We start from the raw sequence: 15564 nt of genomic DNA, 5'->3' as shown, positions 1-15564 counted from the left end.
GACAGAAAGAACAGCTTCCCCCATGCCCTTGTCCCCCATTCCCGACCGCACGCCCCAGCATGAACGCGACGTGCGCTACCGCAGCTACGCCCGCGCCGACGGCCTCTGGGATATCGAAGGCGAGCTGCGCGACAGCAAGACCCATGACATCGAACTGAGCGGCGGCCGCCACATGCCCGCCGGCACGGCCATACACCACATGTGGATACGCACCACGGTCGATGCCCGCCTGACGGTGCAGGCCATCGAGGTCGTCATGGATTCCCACCCGCTGGGCCACTGCCCCGAGGCCACGCGGGCCCTGCAGAAAATGGTGGGCTGCTGCATGGCGCGCGGCTGGCGCAAGGCCATCAACGAGAACCTGGGCGGCGTGGCCAGCTGCACGCATCTGCGCGAGCTGCTGTTCAACATGGCCACCGCCGCCTTCCAGTCCGTGCCGGGCGTCTTTGGCGATGCCGACCCCAGCCAGCCGCCACGCCACCTGGGCCAGTGCCTGGGCTGGGACTTCAACGGCCCCGGCGTGGCCCGCTATTACCCGCAATTCGTGGGCTGGCAGCCCGGCACAGGCGGCGTGACCCCGATCCCGGCGACCACAGCCACCACCGAAACCCAGGGGGCCTGACCCCCGACCGAGGAGCAAAGCCCGATGCGTGTCCAGGACAAATCCATCATCGTCACAGGCGCCGGCAGCGGCATCGGGGCCGGCATCGCCCAGCGGCTGGCCGCCGAAGGTGCCCGGGTCATCGTCAACGACATCGACCGCGAGGCGGGCACGCGCGTGGCACAGTCCATCACCGCCGAAGGCGGCCGGGCACTTTTCGTGCAGGCGGACATGACACGCAGCGAACAGGTCAAGGCCCTGGTGGAGGCCTCGCTGCAGGCGCATGGCCGGCTCGACGCCTTCATCAACAACGCGGGCTGGACGCACCGCAACCGCCCCATGCTCGAAGTCAGCGAGGCCGAGTTCGACCGCGTCTACGCCATCAACGTCAAGAGCATCTACCTCTCTGCCGTGCACGGCGTGCCCGCCATGCGCGCCAACCCGGCGCTGGCCGATGGCCGCCCTGGCGGCGGCAGCTTCATCAACATCGCCTCCACGGCCGGCCTGCGCCCTCGGCCGGGGCTGACCTGGTACAACGGCTCCAAGGGTGCCGTCATCATCACCAGCAAGTCCATGGCGGCCGAGCTCGGGCCCGAGAACATCCGCGTCAACTGCATCAACCCCGTCTTCAACCCCGACACCGGCCTGGCCGCCGAGTTTGCCGGCGGCCCCGTGGACGAGGAGCGCCGCGCGCGCTTTCGCGCGACGATTCCGCTGGGCCGCTTTTCCACAGCGCTGGACGTGGCCAATGCCGCGCTGTATCTGGCCAGCGACGAGGCCGCCTTCATCAGCGGCACCTGCATCGAGGTAGACGGAGCGCGCTGCGTCTAGACACAGATCAAGAACTGCAGGCTTGCGCAGTGCCTGGACATAGGCATTCGGGCAAAATCGCAGGCATGGCAGAACGAGTGATCCCCCTGGTCGACGAGCGCGCCCCCACGCGCCCGGCCGCCGTGCCAAGTCTGCTGCAGACGCCCACCGGCGATCTGCAGGACAGGCTTGGCCGGTCGCTGCGCGACCTGCGCATCAGCATCACCGACCGCTGCAACTTCCGCTGCAGCTACTGCATGCCCAAGGAAGTCTTCGACAAGAACTACAGCTACCTGCCGCACGGCTCGCTGCTGAGTTTCGAGGAAATCACGCGCACGGCGCGCCTGTTCGTGCAGCACGGCGTACAGAAGATCCGGCTGACGGGCGGCGAGCCGCTGCTGCGCAAGAACGTGGAAACGCTGGTGGAGCAGCTCTCCGCCCTGCGCACGCCCGGCGGCCAGCCGCTGGACCTGACGCTGACCACCAACGGCTCCCTGCTGGCCCGCAAGGCCCGCGCGCTCAAGGACGCCGGCCTGAACCGCGTCACCGTGAGCCTGGACGGGCTGGACGACGCGGTGTTCCGCAGCATGAACGACGTGGACTTCCCGGTCTCCGACGTGCTGGCCGGCATCGAGGCGGCCCAGGCCGCGGGCCTGACCAACATCAAGGTCAACATGGTGGTCAAGCGCGGCACCAACGAAGACCAGATCCTGCCCATGGCGCGCCACTTCCAGGGCACGGGCGTGACCTTGCGCTTCATCGAATACATGGATGTGGGCGCGACCAACGGCTGGCGCATGGACGAGGTCCTGCCCTCCGACGAGGTCATCGCCCGGCTGCGCGCCGAACTGCCCCTGGTGCCGCTGCAGCCCAGCGCCACCGGCGAGACGGCCGTGCGCTGGGGCTATGCCGACGCGCGCGGCCTGCACGACCCGTCGCTGGGCGAGGTCGGCGTGATCAGCAGCGTCACCCATGCCTTTTGCGGCGACTGCAACCGCGCGCGCCTGTCCACCGAAGGCCGGCTGTACCTGTGCCTGTTCGCCTCCGAAGGCTGGGACCTGCGCAGCCTGCTGCGCAGCGGCGCCAGCGATGCAGAGGTCGCCTCCGCGCTGGCCCCCATCTGGCAGCAGCGCAGCGACCGCTACTCCGAGCTGCGCGCCAGCCTGCCGGCCAGCACGGGCACGCAGCGCAGGCGCATCGAGATGAGCTACATCGGCGGCTGATTCGTGCGGCGTGCGCGGGGCGTCGGCGCCCTGCCATCGCCGCCCCGCCCCCTACTCCTTTTCCCGCTGCTCCCTCCCGCCCCATATGCCTCCTTCTTCCCAGCCCGCTGTCCAGCCCGCCCCCCTGCCCCTGAACGACATCACGGGCTGCGTGCTGGCAGGCGGGCGCGGCATGCGAATGGGCGGCATCGACAAGGGACTGCAGCCCTTTCTGGGCCAGCCGCTGGCGGCCCATGCGCTGGACCGCCTGGCGCCCCAGGTCGGGCATCTGCTGATCAACGCCAATCGCCATGCCGAGGCCTATGCGCAATTGGGCGCGGCCCACGGTGCGCCGGTCTGGCCCGATGCCGAACCCGACTATCCCGGCCCGCTGGCCGGCTTCCTGAGCGGCCTGATGCACTGCCGGACGCCCTGGCTGGTCTGCGTGCCCTGCGATACGCCGCTGTTCCCGCTGGACCTTGTGGAGCGGCTTGTGCAGGCGGCGCTGTCGCAGCAGCCTGCGGCCGACATCGTCGTCGCCCATGGCTGGGAGCACTCGCTTGACGCAGATCAATCCCTGCTGCGGGCCCAGCCCGTGTTCTGCCTGATGCGGTCATCGCTGCGTGATAGTCTGCAATCGTTCATACGTTCGGGCGGCCGCAAGATCGATGCATGGACGGGCCAGCACCGCTGCGCCACGGCCCTCTTCGACCGCGCAGGCGACAGCCCGCTGGCCTTTGCCAACGCCAACACGCAGCAGGAGCTGCAGGCGCTGGCGTGCGCCGGCAGCCACCCCGTCGTAGTGCCCCGCGCCGCCGGCCCGCACGCCGCCTTGCCCAACCGGATTCCGTTCTGATGACAGCATCCTTCCAGCCCGCATCCCCCACCACCGCATCCACCCAGGACCTGAGGGTCGATCAGGCCCTGACACAGCTGGCCAGCCTGCTGCAGCCCCTGGGCCCGGTGGCAGAGGTGGAGACGCTGGCGCTGGCCGATGCGCTGGACCGCGTGCTGGCCGAAGACATCGTCTCCCCCGTTGATGTGCCAGCGCATGACAACGGCGCCATGGATGGCTATGCCTTCGATGGTGGCCAGCTGCAGGCAGCTCACGCCGGTTCGCCCGCTGCACCGCTGGTGCTGCGCGTAGTCGGCCAGGCCCTGGCCGGCAAACCCTGGCACGGCACCGTGCAGGCCGGCGAGTGCATCAAGATCATGACCGGCGCCGTGTTGCCTAGCGGGCTGGACACGGTGGTCGCGCATGAACGCACCGTGTCCGCAGGCACTGACCACATCGGCATTCCGGCAGGCAGCGTGCGTGCCGGGGACAACCGGCGCCTGCGCGGCGAGGACCTGAGCCGGGGCCGCGTGGCCCTGGCGGCGGGCCAGCGCCTGCATCCCGCGGCCCTGGGCCTGATCGCCAGCCTGGGCCAGCCCCAGGTGCGCGTGCGCAGGCGGCTGCGCGTGGCCTATTTCTCCACGGGCGATGAAATCCTCCACCCCGGCACGGCGCCGCGCGAGGGTGCGGTCTACGACAGCAACCGCTTCAGCCTCATCGGCCTGCTGCAGCGCATGGGCGTGCAGGTGCTGGACCTGGGCGTGGTGGCCGACGAACCCGAGGCCCTGCAGGAGCGCCTGCGCGAAGCCGCCTCCCTGGCCGACGTGGTGCTGACCAGCGGAGGCATCAGCGCAGGCGAGGCCGACCACACGCGCGCCATGCTGCAGCGCATGGGCTGCGTGCACTTCTGGCGACTGGCCATGCGGCCCGGCCGGCCGCTGGCCGTGGGCCTGCTGCAGCCCGATGCGGGCACGCCGTTTGCCGCAAGCCGCACGCCTGCACGCACCACGGTGCTGATCGGCCTTCCTGGCAATCCCGTGGCCGCCATGGTCAGCTTTCTGGTCTTTGTCCGTCCGGCGCTGCTGCAGCTCATGGGCGCTGCGCAGGCAGCTGCCGAGGCGGCCGCCCTGCCCCAGGCCGTGGCTGCCCATGCGCTGTCCAAGCGGCCGGGCCGCACCGAGTACCAGCGCGGCCTTCTGTTCACAGGCGCCGATGGCCGCTGCCTGGTCCGCACCACCGGGCCGCAGGGCTCGGGCGTGCTGCGCTCCATGGCCGAGGCGGACTGCCTCATCGTGCTCGAACATGAGCGCGGTGCCGTGCAAGCCGGTGAAACCGTGTCCATCCTGCCGCTGCAGGCCTTTCCCTGACAGGAGATTCCCATGCCCTTCCAGTCCAAGCACCTGACCGACGCCCCCGATCGCAGCACCGTCGACACGCTGCCCGGCGCTACCTTGCTGGAGTTCGGCACCGCTTGGTGCGGCCACTGCCAGGGCGCGCAACCGCTGATTGCCCAGGCGCTGGATGCCGCCCCGCAGGTGGCGCACATCAAGGTGGAAGACGGCCCCGGCCGGGCCCTGGGTCGCAGCTACCGCGTCAAGCTCTGGCCCACCCTGATCTTTCTGCGTGACGGGCAGGAGGTGCAAAGGCTGGTGCGGCCCCAGCAGGCCCGCGAGATCGCGGACGCACTGGCCCGCATCACCGCCCAGCCCTGACGCTTGCGGCGCGGCCGCTGCCTGTGTATCGCCGACAATGGCCCGCATGCCGCCTCAAAAGAAGCCAACCGAATCCGCGCCCAAAAAGCCCCGCCGCAACAGCGGCCGCCCGCTGGCCGACGATGCCGTGGGACGGGACATCATCCTGCAGACCACGGTCAACCTGCTCAAGACCCGCACGCCGGAGCAGCTGAGCATTCTGGAAATCGCGGCGGCAGCCGGTGTCACGCGTGCCCTGGTGCGCTACTACTTCAGCAGCCTCAAGGGCTTGCTGCAGGAGGTGACGGAGTCACTGATGCGCGAGTTGCAAAACCGCATGGAAGTGGCGCTCAGGACGCAGGGCACGGTGGAAGAGCGCGTCTACCAGCGCCTGCTGCTGCGGCTGGATTTCATGCGCGAGCACCCGCAGTTCGAGCGGCTGGCGCTCTCCGAGATCTACCACTACGAAAGCGAAGAAGAGCCGCCGCCCTCGGGCACGCCGCTGCAGCGCATCACGCGGCGCGGGCTGGAGCTGACCTCGACCATGCTGATGAACGGAGCACAGGCCAGCCACCCGGCACAGGTGGACCCGCGCTTCATCCACCTGGCCATCCTCAGCATTTCGGCCTTCCTGCCCACGGCACGGCCGCTGCTGGCCGAACTGTTCGGTGAGGGACCCGAGGCAGACCAGCAGATCGAGCGCTACCTGCGCTTCATGTCCCATCTGCTGGCCGAGCGCATCAGGCAGGATGCGCCGGCGCAAGACCACCCTCCTTCCCCGGGCCACCACCCGGGATGACTTGCGCCGGCGCCCGCTGCTTCCTCCCTCCTTTCGTTCGGCGCCTGTTCAATCTAGTCCGGCTGTATGCCCAGCTCCTTGACCAGCCGCCCGAAGCGCTCGAAATCGCCGGCATTGGTCTTGCCCAGGCGCTGGGGCGGGCCGCCCACAGGGACGGTTCCCAGCGTGGCCATGCGCGCCACCACGTCGGGCATCCTGAGGATCTCGTTGAGATGCGTATTCAGCAGCTTGACCACCTCGGCGGGCATGTTCCTGGGGCCGAACAGGCCGTACCAGGCGGTCAGCTCCACGTCCTTGTAGCCCAGCTCGGCCAGCGTGGGCACGTCGGGCGCCAGCGGTGAGCGCTGGGCGTCGGCCACGGCCAGCGCCACCAGCTTGCCGCCGGGCAGATAGGGAGCGATGGAGCCCAGCGTGCTGTAGGTGAAGGGCACATGGCCGCCCACCACATCGGTGACGGCCGGGGCCACGCCCTTGTAGGGTATGGCCTCGAAGCGGGCGCCCGTGGCGCGCCGGACCATCTCGCCGAGGAAGTGCATGGGCGAGCCATTGCCCGGCGTGGCATAGCCCAGCGAGCGGCCTTGGCTGGTGGAGATGGCCTCCTTGAAGCTGCGCACGCCTGCGCCGGGCCCGGCGACGAGGAACAGCGAAGTGGAGCCGACCTCGATCACGGGCGTGAAGCCATTGAGCACGTCGTAGCCGTGGCCCGCGCCCAGCTTGAGCACCAGTTGGGCCATGGCAAAGGTATTGGGCGCCAGCAGCAGCGTGTAGCCATCGGCCGGTGCCTTGGCCACGAAACTGCTGCCTATGGTGCCGCTGGCGCCCGCGCGGTTGTCCACGAGCACGGACTGGCCGATGCGGGCCGACAGCTTCTCGCCCAGCAGCCGCGCCAGCGCGTCGGTATCGCCGCCAGCGGGGTAGGCCACGACGATGGTGACCGGCTTGTGGGGGTAGGTCTGGGCCTGCGCCGGACCGGCGAGCAGCGCCAGGGCCATGGCCGCGCCCAGGGCGAGCGTTCTGCGTTTCGCTTTCATGGAGAGGGCTTTCATCGTGGTTTTTTCATTGTCAGCAAAGGTCGTTGCCGGGCTCAAGCCTGGCGTATCGCCACACGGTGCATCCGCCGCGCTGCGGGGTGGTAGTCATTGACCGCGTAGTGCTGCGTGGCCAGGTTGTCCCAGATGGCCACCGAGCCCTTGCGCCAGCGAAAGCGCACCTGCCATTCAGGCACCTTGGCCAGCCCGCTGAGCATGGCGATCAGGGCCGCGCTCTCGTCGCTGGTCACGCCTTCTATGTGCGTGGTGTAGAGCGAGTTCACAAAGGCCACGGGCAGCCCGGTGACCGGGTGCTCCAGGACCACGGGCTGCTCCAGCGGCGGATGCTTGAGGCGGGTGGCGCGATAGGCCTCGCCAGACGGATCTCGGCGCATCAGGCTTTGCCTGAGCGCTGGCGCCTCCCAGTTGTGGGTGGCGCGCAGCTTGCGCAGATAGGCCTGCAGCTCGGGCGCCAGCGAGGCGAAGGCCGTGGTCATGCTGGCCCACATGGTGTCGCCACCCGTGGGCGGCACGTCCACGGCGTAGAGGCAGGCACCGGCGGGCGGCTTGGTCTGCCAGGTCAGGTCGGCATGCCAGATGTCGGTGCCGGTGCGCGTGCCCTGGCTGATCAGCAGCTCGACATGGGGATCGTCCGGGTGCGAGGGAAAGGTGGAGGACACGGGCTCTACCTTGCCGAACACCTGGGCCACGCGCACCTGCTGCGCAGGGTCCAGCGTCTGGTCGCGGAAGAATATGACCTGGCGCTCGGCCAGCAGCCGGCGCAGCGCGTCCGCATGGTCATGCACCTGCGCCGGGTCCGAGAGATCGATGCCGTAGATCTCCGATCCTATGCACGGGGTGATGTGTTCGACTTGCATGAAATTCCTTTTCTCGAAAAAAACGGGGTTGGGGTGGTGATCAGGTGGACGCGATGTCCTGCGGCAGCGGCATGGAGCGGAACCGGCGGCCGGTGGCATGGAACAGGGCCGTGGCCACGGCAGGCGCCGTGGGGCCCAGGGCCACTTCGCCGCAGCCCTGGGGCGGCCGGTCGCTCTCGACCAGGACCACCTCCACGCGGGGCATTTCGGCAAGTTGCAGCAGCGGGTAGTCGTGGAAATTGCTTTGCTGCACCACGCCCTTGTCAAAGCCCAGCCGGCTCTTGAAGGTGTTGGTCAGCGCAAAGCCGATGCCGCCTTCGACATTGGCCTTGACCAGTCCCGGGTTGACCACGCGGCCCGCGTCGATGGCGCAGATGGCGCGCTCCAGCCGCACGCGGCCTTCCACAACACGCAATTCCATGACCAGCGCGACGAAGGTCTGGAAGCTCTCGCCCCGCCCCGTGTAGACGTTGAAGGTCATGGCGCGGTGCAGGCCTGCCGGCGCGGGCTGCTCCCAGCGCGCGGCCTTGGCCGCCGCATCCAGCACGCCCAGCGCCAGCGGCTGGCCGGCCAGCAGGCGGCGCCGGTACTGGTAGTCGTCCACGCCTGCGGTGTGGGCCAGCTCGCTGATGAAGCTTTCCAGGAAGAACACGCTGGACGTGGTGCCCACGCTGCGCAGATAGCTCAGCGGTATGGGCTGCTGCACGTCCACGGCATCCACCAGCAGGTTGGGCACGCCGTAGATCAGGTCGTAGATGGACTCGACCATGGTCTCGTCCCAGCCGCCTGCATCGGCCATCTTCTTGGGGTTGATGGCCCCGTACAGCGACTGGCCCGAGATGCGCGCATGCAGCGCGGCCGGCAGGCCGTCGGCGCCCAGCACGGCACTCAGCCGCCCCGAGGCACCGGGCCGATAGTAGGAATGCCGTATGTCGTCCTCGCGCGAGCGGATGACCTTGACGGGCCGGCCCACGGCCTTGGATGCCGCTGCCGCATGCAAGGCGAAGTCGGGCATGTACTTGCGCCCGAAGCTGCCTCCGAGGAAGGTGGTGTGCACGATGACCTTGTCCGCAGGCACGCCGCAGGCCTTGCCCAGTTCGCCGCGCAGGAAGTCCTGGCCCTGGTAGGGCCCCCAGGTCTCGACCTCACCGTCGCGCACATGGACAGTGGCGGCCAGCGGCTCCATGGTGGCGTGCGTGATGTAGGGCGAGTGGTAGTCGGCCGTGATCGGCTTGCCCGCCGCCAGCATTTCGCGCGGCTTGCCCAGGCTGCGGGCAACGACGGCCTTGTCGTTCGACAGACCTGCGACGAACTGCGCATGGATGCGCTCGCTGTCCACGCCGGCCGCCGCGCCGGCGTCGAATTCGATGTCCAGCGCATCGGCAGCCTGCTTGGCGATCCAGTACGAATCGGCCACCACGACCACGGTGCTGGGCTCAGGGTCGGGCCACTGCGTGGTGCGCACGACGGCATGCACGCCGGGGCGCGCGCGCACCTCTGCCTCGTTGCGGATGCGCACGATGCGCCCCGTCACGCTGGGCGCCATGCGCACTGCGCCGATCAGCATGCCGGGCACCTCGACATCGATGCCGAAGACCGCACTGCCATCGACCTTGGCCGGGGTGTCCACCCGGCGCAGGTTGCGGCCGATCAGGCCCTGCTCGGAAGCCGACTTCATGCGCGGGCGCGCGGCGATGGACAGCCTGGAAGCCTCGGCCACGATCTCGCCGTAGCCCACGCTGCGACCCGTCGCGGAGTGCAGCACCCGGCCGGCGCGCGTGCTGCACTGGGATGCCCGCACGCCCAGCCGGGCCGCGCCGGCACGCAGCAGCACATCACGGGCCTGGGCACCGGCCAGGCGCATGCGCTCGTAGAAATAGTTCATCGACATCGACGCGCCCACGAACTGCTGGAACGGCATCTCGCCCGCATCGTTGCGGTAGGCGTCGCGCCCCGTGACGAAGCGCACGGTCACGCTGGCCCAGTCGGCATCGAGCTCGTCAGCCAGCACCTGGGGCAGGCCCGTGTAGATGCCCTGGCCCACCTCGCACTGCGACACGCCGATCACCACCTGCCCCGAAGGCTCGATCCAGACCCAGTCGCCGATGGAGGAGGCCGTTGCTGCCGCTGCACCGGCCTCCGCTGGCGCGGCCTGCGCCAGCGGAATCAGCAGGCTGCCGGCAGCAGGCACCACCAGCAGCGCAGCAGCGCTCTGGAGCAGATGCCTGCGCCGCAGCGAGATGGCAGAGCCGGCCGTGCGGCCCCGTTCATTGCTTGGACGCTGCGGCATGGATGGCCTCCCGGATGCGGTGGTAGGTGGCGCAGCGGCACAGATTGGTCATGGCCTCGTCGATCTGCGCATCGGTGGGCTGTGGATGGGTCTTGAGCAGCGCGGCAGCGGCCATGACCATGCCGGACTGGCAGTAGCCGCACTGCGGCACGTCCTTGTCCATCCAGGCCTTCTGGATGGGGTGGGAACGGTTGCTGGACAGCCCTTCGATGGTCGTGACCGCCTTGCCGCCCACCGTCGAGACGGGCAGCACGCAGGAGCGCACCGGCTCGCCATCGACATGGACCGTGCAGGCTCCGCACATGCTGATGCCGCAGCCGAACTTGGTGCCGGGCAGCTTGAAGTGATCGCGCAGCACCCACAGCAAGGGGGTCTGCCCGTCGCCGTCAAAGGCCACGCTTCGGGAATTGAGGGTGAATTTCATCGTGGGGTCTCCAATGCGCCCGCATCGACCGGGCTGCATGTCTCATGCCTCTCAGAACGAGTGGTGTATGCCTGCCGCAATCACGGTCTGCGTGCGCCCGCTGGCAACGCCCACGGAATTCATCGCCGCCACGCCATCCGAGGCGCGCTGGTGCGTGACCGAGGCATGCAGCTGCGTGCGTTTGGAGAAGGCGTAGCGCGCGCCCAGGTGGACCTGGTTCCACTTCGTCTGCTCGAAGCGGCTGAAGGAGTAGCCCGTGTTGATGGTCACGGACTGGCTGGTCTGCCAGGCCAGGCCCAGGTCGAGCGCACTCATGTTGCTGGAGGCCCCGCCGTACTTGAGCGTGGAGCGCGTCAGCAGCGCGTTGAGCCGGACCGGAAGCGCATCGAGCTGGTAACCGCCGCCGATGCCCAGCACCTGGAAGGTATCGAGCACCAGGGGCCGGCCCGCCACCAGGTCCTGGCCCAGCGCGTTCGCCAGGCCCGTGCGCCCGGCGATATCGAAGGCACGGCCGCGCGCATCGGTGTAGGCCACGGCCAGATTGAGCTTGGCACTGGAATAGCTGCCCATGACGCTGTAGGTGCGGTTGGCCTGCGAGCGGCCCGGCACCTCGCCAAAGCCGTACTGCGCGCCGAACTGCATCCCGCCCATGCTGGGCGTCAGGTAGACCACGGAGTTGTCCACCGGAAACTGGCTGGACAGGCCGTCCAGATTGCCGGGGTGGTAGAGATAGAAGTTGTAGAGCTGGTAGCCGTTGCCCCACTGGCTCAGCGTGCCGGCCGTGAAATCGACCTGGCGACCCAGCCGCACCGAGCCCATCGACGCGCTGTCCAGACCCACCCAGGAAGCCCGGTTGAAGTAGCTGGTCGGCGAGATCGGCGAGCCGATGTCCGTGAGGAATCCGTTCTCCAGCTGGAACGAGGCCTTCATGCCGCCCCCCAGATCCTCCGAGCCGCGCAGGCCCCAGAGGTCAGGCTGGGAAATGGCCGAATCCATGCGCGTCAGCCGGCTCCCCCGCACATCGCTGATCCAGGGCATGGTCAGGTCCATGCTGCCGTACAGCGTCACCGAACTCTGGGCCAGCGCCGCTCCCGCGCCGCCCAGCATCGCCAATGCGGCAATTGCTTTGTATTTCATCGCAAGGCTCTTTCATCGTGAGATGGTTTAAAAATTCCACAAGTGGCAATTTTGAACACCACGCCACGGAAGATGCCTGGCAAGGCGCGAACTAATTTCCACTTATGGAAATATTAGCTGCGCGGGCCGAATTCTGGTTCTGGGGTTTTCATCTACCGCGTTGTAGGTAGGTCTCGGGAGGTGGAAGCAAGGGACGGGCATTGCACCCGCCCCCGCACCAGGCGCTCAGCGCCCCAGTGCTTGGTCCACGCCCTTGTTGGCCAGGGCGTCTGCCCGCTCGTTGCCAGGGTCGCCTGCGTGGCCCTTGACCCAGCGCCAGTCGATGCGGTGGCCACCGCCCTGGACCAGGGCGTCCAGCCGCTGCCACAGCTCGACGTTCTTGACCGGCTCCTTGGAGGCCGTCTTCCAGCCCTTGGCCTTCCAGCCATGGATCCATTCGGTGATGCCCTTGAGCACGTACTGGCTGTCGATGTAGAGCACCACATCACAGGGCCGCCTGAGCGCGGACAGCGCCTCGATCACGGCCATCATCTCCATGCGGTTGTTGGTCGTGTTCAGCTCGCCGCCGAACAGCTCTTTCCTGGCGCTGCCGGCCTCCAGCACCACGCCCCAGCCGCCGGGACCCGGATTGCCCTTGCAGGCGCCGTCCGTGTAGATAACAACTTGATTCAAAAAATTTCCTTGGGTTGAATGGCCCGGCCTTCAGGCCGGTTGGAATGCGGATCGCCGCCCTGCATCGCCTGCGCCGGCATGCGGTGGGCCACAGGCACGGAGGCGCCCGACACGGCTGCGCGGCCACGCCAGGCAGGCTCCAGCATGCGTGCGCCCGGCACGCGCTTGACGGCCACCACGCAGTACACGCCGCCCAGCATGGGCCAGCCCAGCCGCCCCACGCGGTCCATGAACTGCCAGCGCCGCAGCCAGCGATCCGTCTGCACGGCAGGACGATAGCAGCCGAACTGCACGGCCTCGATCTCGAAGGCCAGCAATCGCAGCCAGTCGCGCAGCCGCCAGTAGCCCACGCCCCAGCCCACATCGGGCAGATACACGCCGCGCTCGGCACGGCGCTGCACGCCCAGCAGACTGGCGGGGTTGAGCCCGCACACGACGATACGGCCCTCGGGCATCAGCACCCTGGCCGCCTCGCGCAATACGGCATGCGGGTCCGGCGAGGTCTCCAGCGTGTGCGGCATGACGACGAGGTCGAGGCTGGCCTCGGAAAACGGCAGCGCGGCCGGATCGGCCAGCAGCGCCACGGGCACCTCCAGCGGCGGCACTGCCTCGGCTGGCACCGCATCCTGCATGGAATCCAGGGCCAGCCAGCGGTGCGGCATGCGATTGGCGCGCAGGCCCTGGAGCATGGGCATGCCCAACTGCAGGCTGTGATAGCCGAAAATATCGGCCACCGCCTCGTCGCAGCGCTGCTGCTCCCATTCCAGCAGGTAGTGGCCGAGGGCAGATTGCGTCCAGTGATGCGTCCCTATAATTTTGCTGCTCATGAACCTGTTGCCCATCCCCGCTTTTTCCGACAACTACATCTGGCTGCTGTACGACGCAGGGCAGGCCCTGGTCGTCGATCCCGGCGATGCAGCGCCCGTGCTGGCCAGCCTGCGCCAGCTGGACTTGCAGTTGCAGGGCATTTTAGTCACCCACCACCATGCCGATCATGTCGGCGGCGTGGCGCAGCTGCGCCAAGCCACGGGCGCCCAGGTCTGGGGCCCCGCCTACGAGCAGTTGCCCGAGCCCGTGCAGCGCGTGCAAGGTGGCGATACCGTGCAGGCCCTGGGCGGCCCCTGGCAGGTCATTGACGTGCCCGGCCACACCAGCGGCCACATCGCCTTCTACAGCACCGCGGCGCAGGCGCAGCCCGTGCTGTTCTGCGGCGATACGCTGTTTTCAGGGGGGTGCGGTCGCCTGTTCGAAGGCACGCCGCAGCAGATGCAGCAATCGCTGGACGATCTGGCCGCGCTGCCGGACAACACCCTGGTCTGCTGCGCACATGAGTACACAATGTCCAACCTGCGCTTTGCGCAGGCCGTGGAACCAAACAACCAGGCCCTGGCTCACTACCAGAGGCATTGTCAGGCGTTGCGCGAGGCCGGCCGGCCCACGCTGCCTTCCCTGATGGAGACCGAGCGCTCCATCAATCCCTTTCTTAGAACGCGCGAATCCGCAGTGGCCGCCGCCGCCGCAGGCTTCGACGCACAGGTGAGACAGCAGGACCCCGCCAGCGTGCTGGCCGGCCTGCGCCAATGGAAAAACGTCTTCTGATGAAACTGCTACACACCCTGCTGCTGGGCAGCCTGCTGGCTCTTGCGGGCTGCGCCACCACCAGCAGCCCGGACCTGGCCAGCACGGCCCCCGCCCCCAGCACCGCACCGCACTCCCCGATGTACCCCAACGGACCGCTGAGCCCGCTGGGCACAGGCAGCGCCGGCAACGGCGGCGTGGCCTCGCTGGAGACCACGGGCGATCTGTGGGTACGCATTCGCCAGGGCTTTGCCATGCCCGACCTGGACCAGGATCTGGTCAAGGACCGCGAGCAGTGGTATGCCAGCCGGCCCGACTACATACAGCGCATGACCGAGCGCTCCAGCAAGTACCTGTTCCACATCGTCGAGGAACTGGAGCGGCGCAACATGCCCACCGAGCTGGCACTGCTGCCCTACATCGAGAGCGCCTTCAACCCGCAGGCCGTCTCCACCGCCAAGGCGGCCGGCATGTGGCAGTTCATGCCGGCCACCGGCACCTATTTCGACCTCAAGCAAAACGCCTTCCGCGACGACCGCCGCGACGTGCTGGCCTCCACGCGCGCCGCGCTGGACTACCTGCAAAAGCTCTACGACATGTTCGGCGACTGGCACCTGGCCCTGGCCGCCTACAACTGGGGCGAAGGCAGCGTGGGCCGCGCCATCAAGCGCAACGAGAAGCTGGGCCTGCCCACGGGCTACACCGACCTGCAGATGCCGGCCGAGACCCGCATGTACGTACCCAAGCTGCAGGCCGTCAAGAACATCGTGGCCAACCCCGATGCGTTCAACACCGAGCTGCCGCTGATCGAGAACCACCCCTACTTCCAGACCGTCACCATCACCCGTGACATCGACGTGGAACTGGTGGCCAAGCTGGCCGATGTATCGACCGATGACTTCAAGGCGCTCAATCCCAGCTTCCGCAAGCCGGTGATCTTTGCGGCCGGCACGCCGGAGATCCTGCTGCCCTGGGACAACGCCAAGGTGTTCCGCCGCAACATGCAGGCCTTCGACGAAGGCCAGTACGCGAGCTGGACCGTGTGGACCGTGCCTTCCACCATCAGCGTGGCCGAGGCGGCCCAGCGTGTGGGCCTGGGCGAGTCCGACCTGCGCGCCCTCAACAACATCCCCCCGCGCATGCTGATCAAGGCAGGCTCCGCGCTCATGGTGCCGCGCGGCGCCAACGTGCGTGCCGACGTGGCCGGCCACGTGGCCGACAACGGCCAGATCAGCTTTGCCCCCGAGATCATCACGCGCCGCACCACCATCAAGGCCCGCAAGCGCGACACGCTGATCAGCGTGGCCAACCGCTACGGCGTCAGCGCGTCCAATCTGGCGGACTGGAATGACCTGAAGTCCTCCGCCACCCTGCATGCCGGCCAATCGCTGGTGGCCTACCTGCCGGTGCGCGCCAGCAGCGGCGGCAATGCCCGGGCGGCCAAGTCCACCGGAACCGCGCGCAAGGTAGCCGTGCAGCCGCAAAACCGCAATGCCAAGGTGTCGGTCACCACGGCGCCGCGTGGCGGCAAGCCATCCAAGGTGAAAAAGCGCTGAAGGCACCGCCACTGCCCCACTCCAAAGAGCCCGCTTTCGCGGGCTCTTTTGCGTGCGGCCCGG

16 protein-coding genes are annotated in these 15564 nt (G+C 68.3%); 9 read left to right on the top strand and 7 right to left on the bottom strand.

What is annotated here, in order from left to right; translation table 11 throughout:
• Positions 1-22 precede the first annotated feature (22 nt).
• The 7 genes from IB269_RS03270 (at position 23) to IB269_RS03240 (ending at position 5938) form a co-directional block, all read left to right on the top strand.
• The gene (locus IB269_RS03270) at positions 23-622 is read left to right on the top strand and encodes a DUF2889 domain-containing protein (RefSeq protein WP_192366402.1); all 600 of its coding nucleotides are present in this window, start codon (positions 23-25) and stop codon (positions 620-622) included.
• Between the two features lie 24 nt (positions 623-646).
• Positions 647-1432 carry an SDR family oxidoreductase gene (locus tag IB269_RS03265; RefSeq protein ID WP_192366401.1) on the top strand — a complete coding sequence of 262 codons (786 nt, stop codon included), beginning with the start codon at positions 647-649 and terminating at the stop codon, positions 1430-1432.
• 65 nt (positions 1433-1497) lie between these two features.
• Positions 1498-2634, top strand: a complete 1137-nt coding sequence (gene moaA / locus IB269_RS03260; protein ID WP_012206684.1) for a GTP 3',8-cyclase MoaA — start codon at positions 1498-1500, stop codon at positions 2632-2634.
• A gap of 85 nt (positions 2635-2719) precedes the next feature.
• Positions 2720-3469: a molybdenum cofactor guanylyltransferase MobA gene (gene mobA / locus IB269_RS03255; protein WP_225613950.1), complete on the top strand. Its 750-nt coding sequence runs from the start codon at positions 2720-2722 to the stop codon at positions 3467-3469.
• Complete coding sequence (gene glp / locus IB269_RS03250) at positions 3469-4815, top strand: gephyrin-like molybdotransferase Glp (RefSeq protein ID WP_192366400.1); 1347 nt, start codon at positions 3469-3471, stop codon at positions 4813-4815. The genes mobA and glp overlap by 1 nt, the downstream gene beginning before the upstream one ends.
• Before the next feature lie 12 nt (positions 4816-4827).
• Positions 4828-5160 carry a thioredoxin family protein gene (locus tag IB269_RS03245; RefSeq protein WP_034396086.1) on the top strand — a complete coding sequence of 111 codons (333 nt, stop codon included), beginning with the start codon at positions 4828-4830 and terminating at the stop codon, positions 5158-5160.
• 46 nt (positions 5161-5206) lie between these two features.
• Positions 5207-5938 carry a TetR/AcrR family transcriptional regulator gene (locus IB269_RS03240; protein WP_224986460.1) on the top strand — a complete coding sequence of 244 codons (732 nt, stop codon included), beginning with the start codon at positions 5207-5209 and terminating at the stop codon, positions 5936-5938.
• A 53-nt stretch (positions 5939-5991) separates the two neighbouring features.
• Here IB269_RS03240 and IB269_RS03235 read toward each other — a convergent pair whose 3' ends face one another.
• From IB269_RS03235 to IB269_RS03205, 7 genes are all read right to left on the bottom strand, one after another.
• Entirely contained in the window at positions 5992-6969 is a 978-nt protein-coding gene (locus IB269_RS03235) for a Bug family tripartite tricarboxylate transporter substrate binding protein (RefSeq protein ID WP_096913650.1), read from the bottom strand.
• Positions 6970-7022: 53 nt separating this feature from the next.
• The gene (locus tag IB269_RS03230; RefSeq protein WP_012206690.1) at positions 7023-7844 is read right to left on the bottom strand and encodes a TauD/TfdA dioxygenase family protein; all 822 of its coding nucleotides are present in this window, start codon (positions 7842-7844) and stop codon (positions 7023-7025) included.
• A gap of 40 nt (positions 7845-7884) precedes the next feature.
• Positions 7885-10134, bottom strand: a complete 2250-nt coding sequence (locus IB269_RS03225; protein WP_192366399.1) for a xanthine dehydrogenase family protein molybdopterin-binding subunit — start codon at positions 10132-10134, stop codon at positions 7885-7887.
• Entirely contained in the window at positions 10112-10558 is a 447-nt protein-coding gene (locus IB269_RS03220) for a (2Fe-2S)-binding protein (RefSeq protein WP_012206692.1), read from the bottom strand. Before IB269_RS03220 ends, IB269_RS03225 begins: the two co-directional genes overlap by 23 nt.
• 51 nt (positions 10559-10609) lie before the next feature.
• Positions 10610-11695, bottom strand: a complete 1086-nt coding sequence (locus IB269_RS03215) for a porin (protein WP_047218951.1) — start codon at positions 11693-11695, stop codon at positions 10610-10612.
• Between the two features lie 225 nt (positions 11696-11920).
• The gene (rnhA, locus tag IB269_RS03210; RefSeq protein WP_013801482.1) at positions 11921-12367 is read right to left on the bottom strand and encodes a ribonuclease HI; all 447 of its coding nucleotides are present in this window, start codon (positions 12365-12367) and stop codon (positions 11921-11923) included.
• Positions 12364-13194 (bottom strand): class I SAM-dependent methyltransferase, encoded by an 831-nt coding sequence (locus IB269_RS03205; RefSeq protein ID WP_192366398.1) that lies wholly within the window; start codon positions 13192-13194, stop codon positions 12364-12366. Before IB269_RS03205 ends, rnhA begins: the two co-directional genes overlap by 4 nt.
• On the opposite strand from IB269_RS03205, the gene gloB reads away from it, so the two are divergent.
• Complete coding sequence (gene gloB, locus IB269_RS03200; protein WP_012206696.1) at positions 13193-13966, top strand: hydroxyacylglutathione hydrolase; 774 nt, start codon at positions 13193-13195, stop codon at positions 13964-13966. The genes IB269_RS03205 and gloB overlap by 2 nt on opposite strands.
• Positions 13966-15501: a transglycosylase SLT domain-containing protein gene (locus IB269_RS03195; RefSeq protein ID WP_192366397.1), complete on the top strand. Its 1536-nt coding sequence runs from the start codon at positions 13966-13968 to the stop codon at positions 15499-15501. The genes gloB and IB269_RS03195 overlap by 1 nt, the downstream gene beginning before the upstream one ends.
• Positions 15502-15564 lie beyond the last annotated feature (63 nt).

The organism is Delftia sp. DLF01 (assembly GCF_014852125.1).
Lineage (GTDB): Bacteria > Pseudomonadota > Gammaproteobacteria > Burkholderiales > Burkholderiaceae_C > Comamonas > Comamonas acidovorans.
Note: the sequence above shows the minus strand (reverse complement) of the source record. Positions and strands in the feature narration are given on the sequence as shown.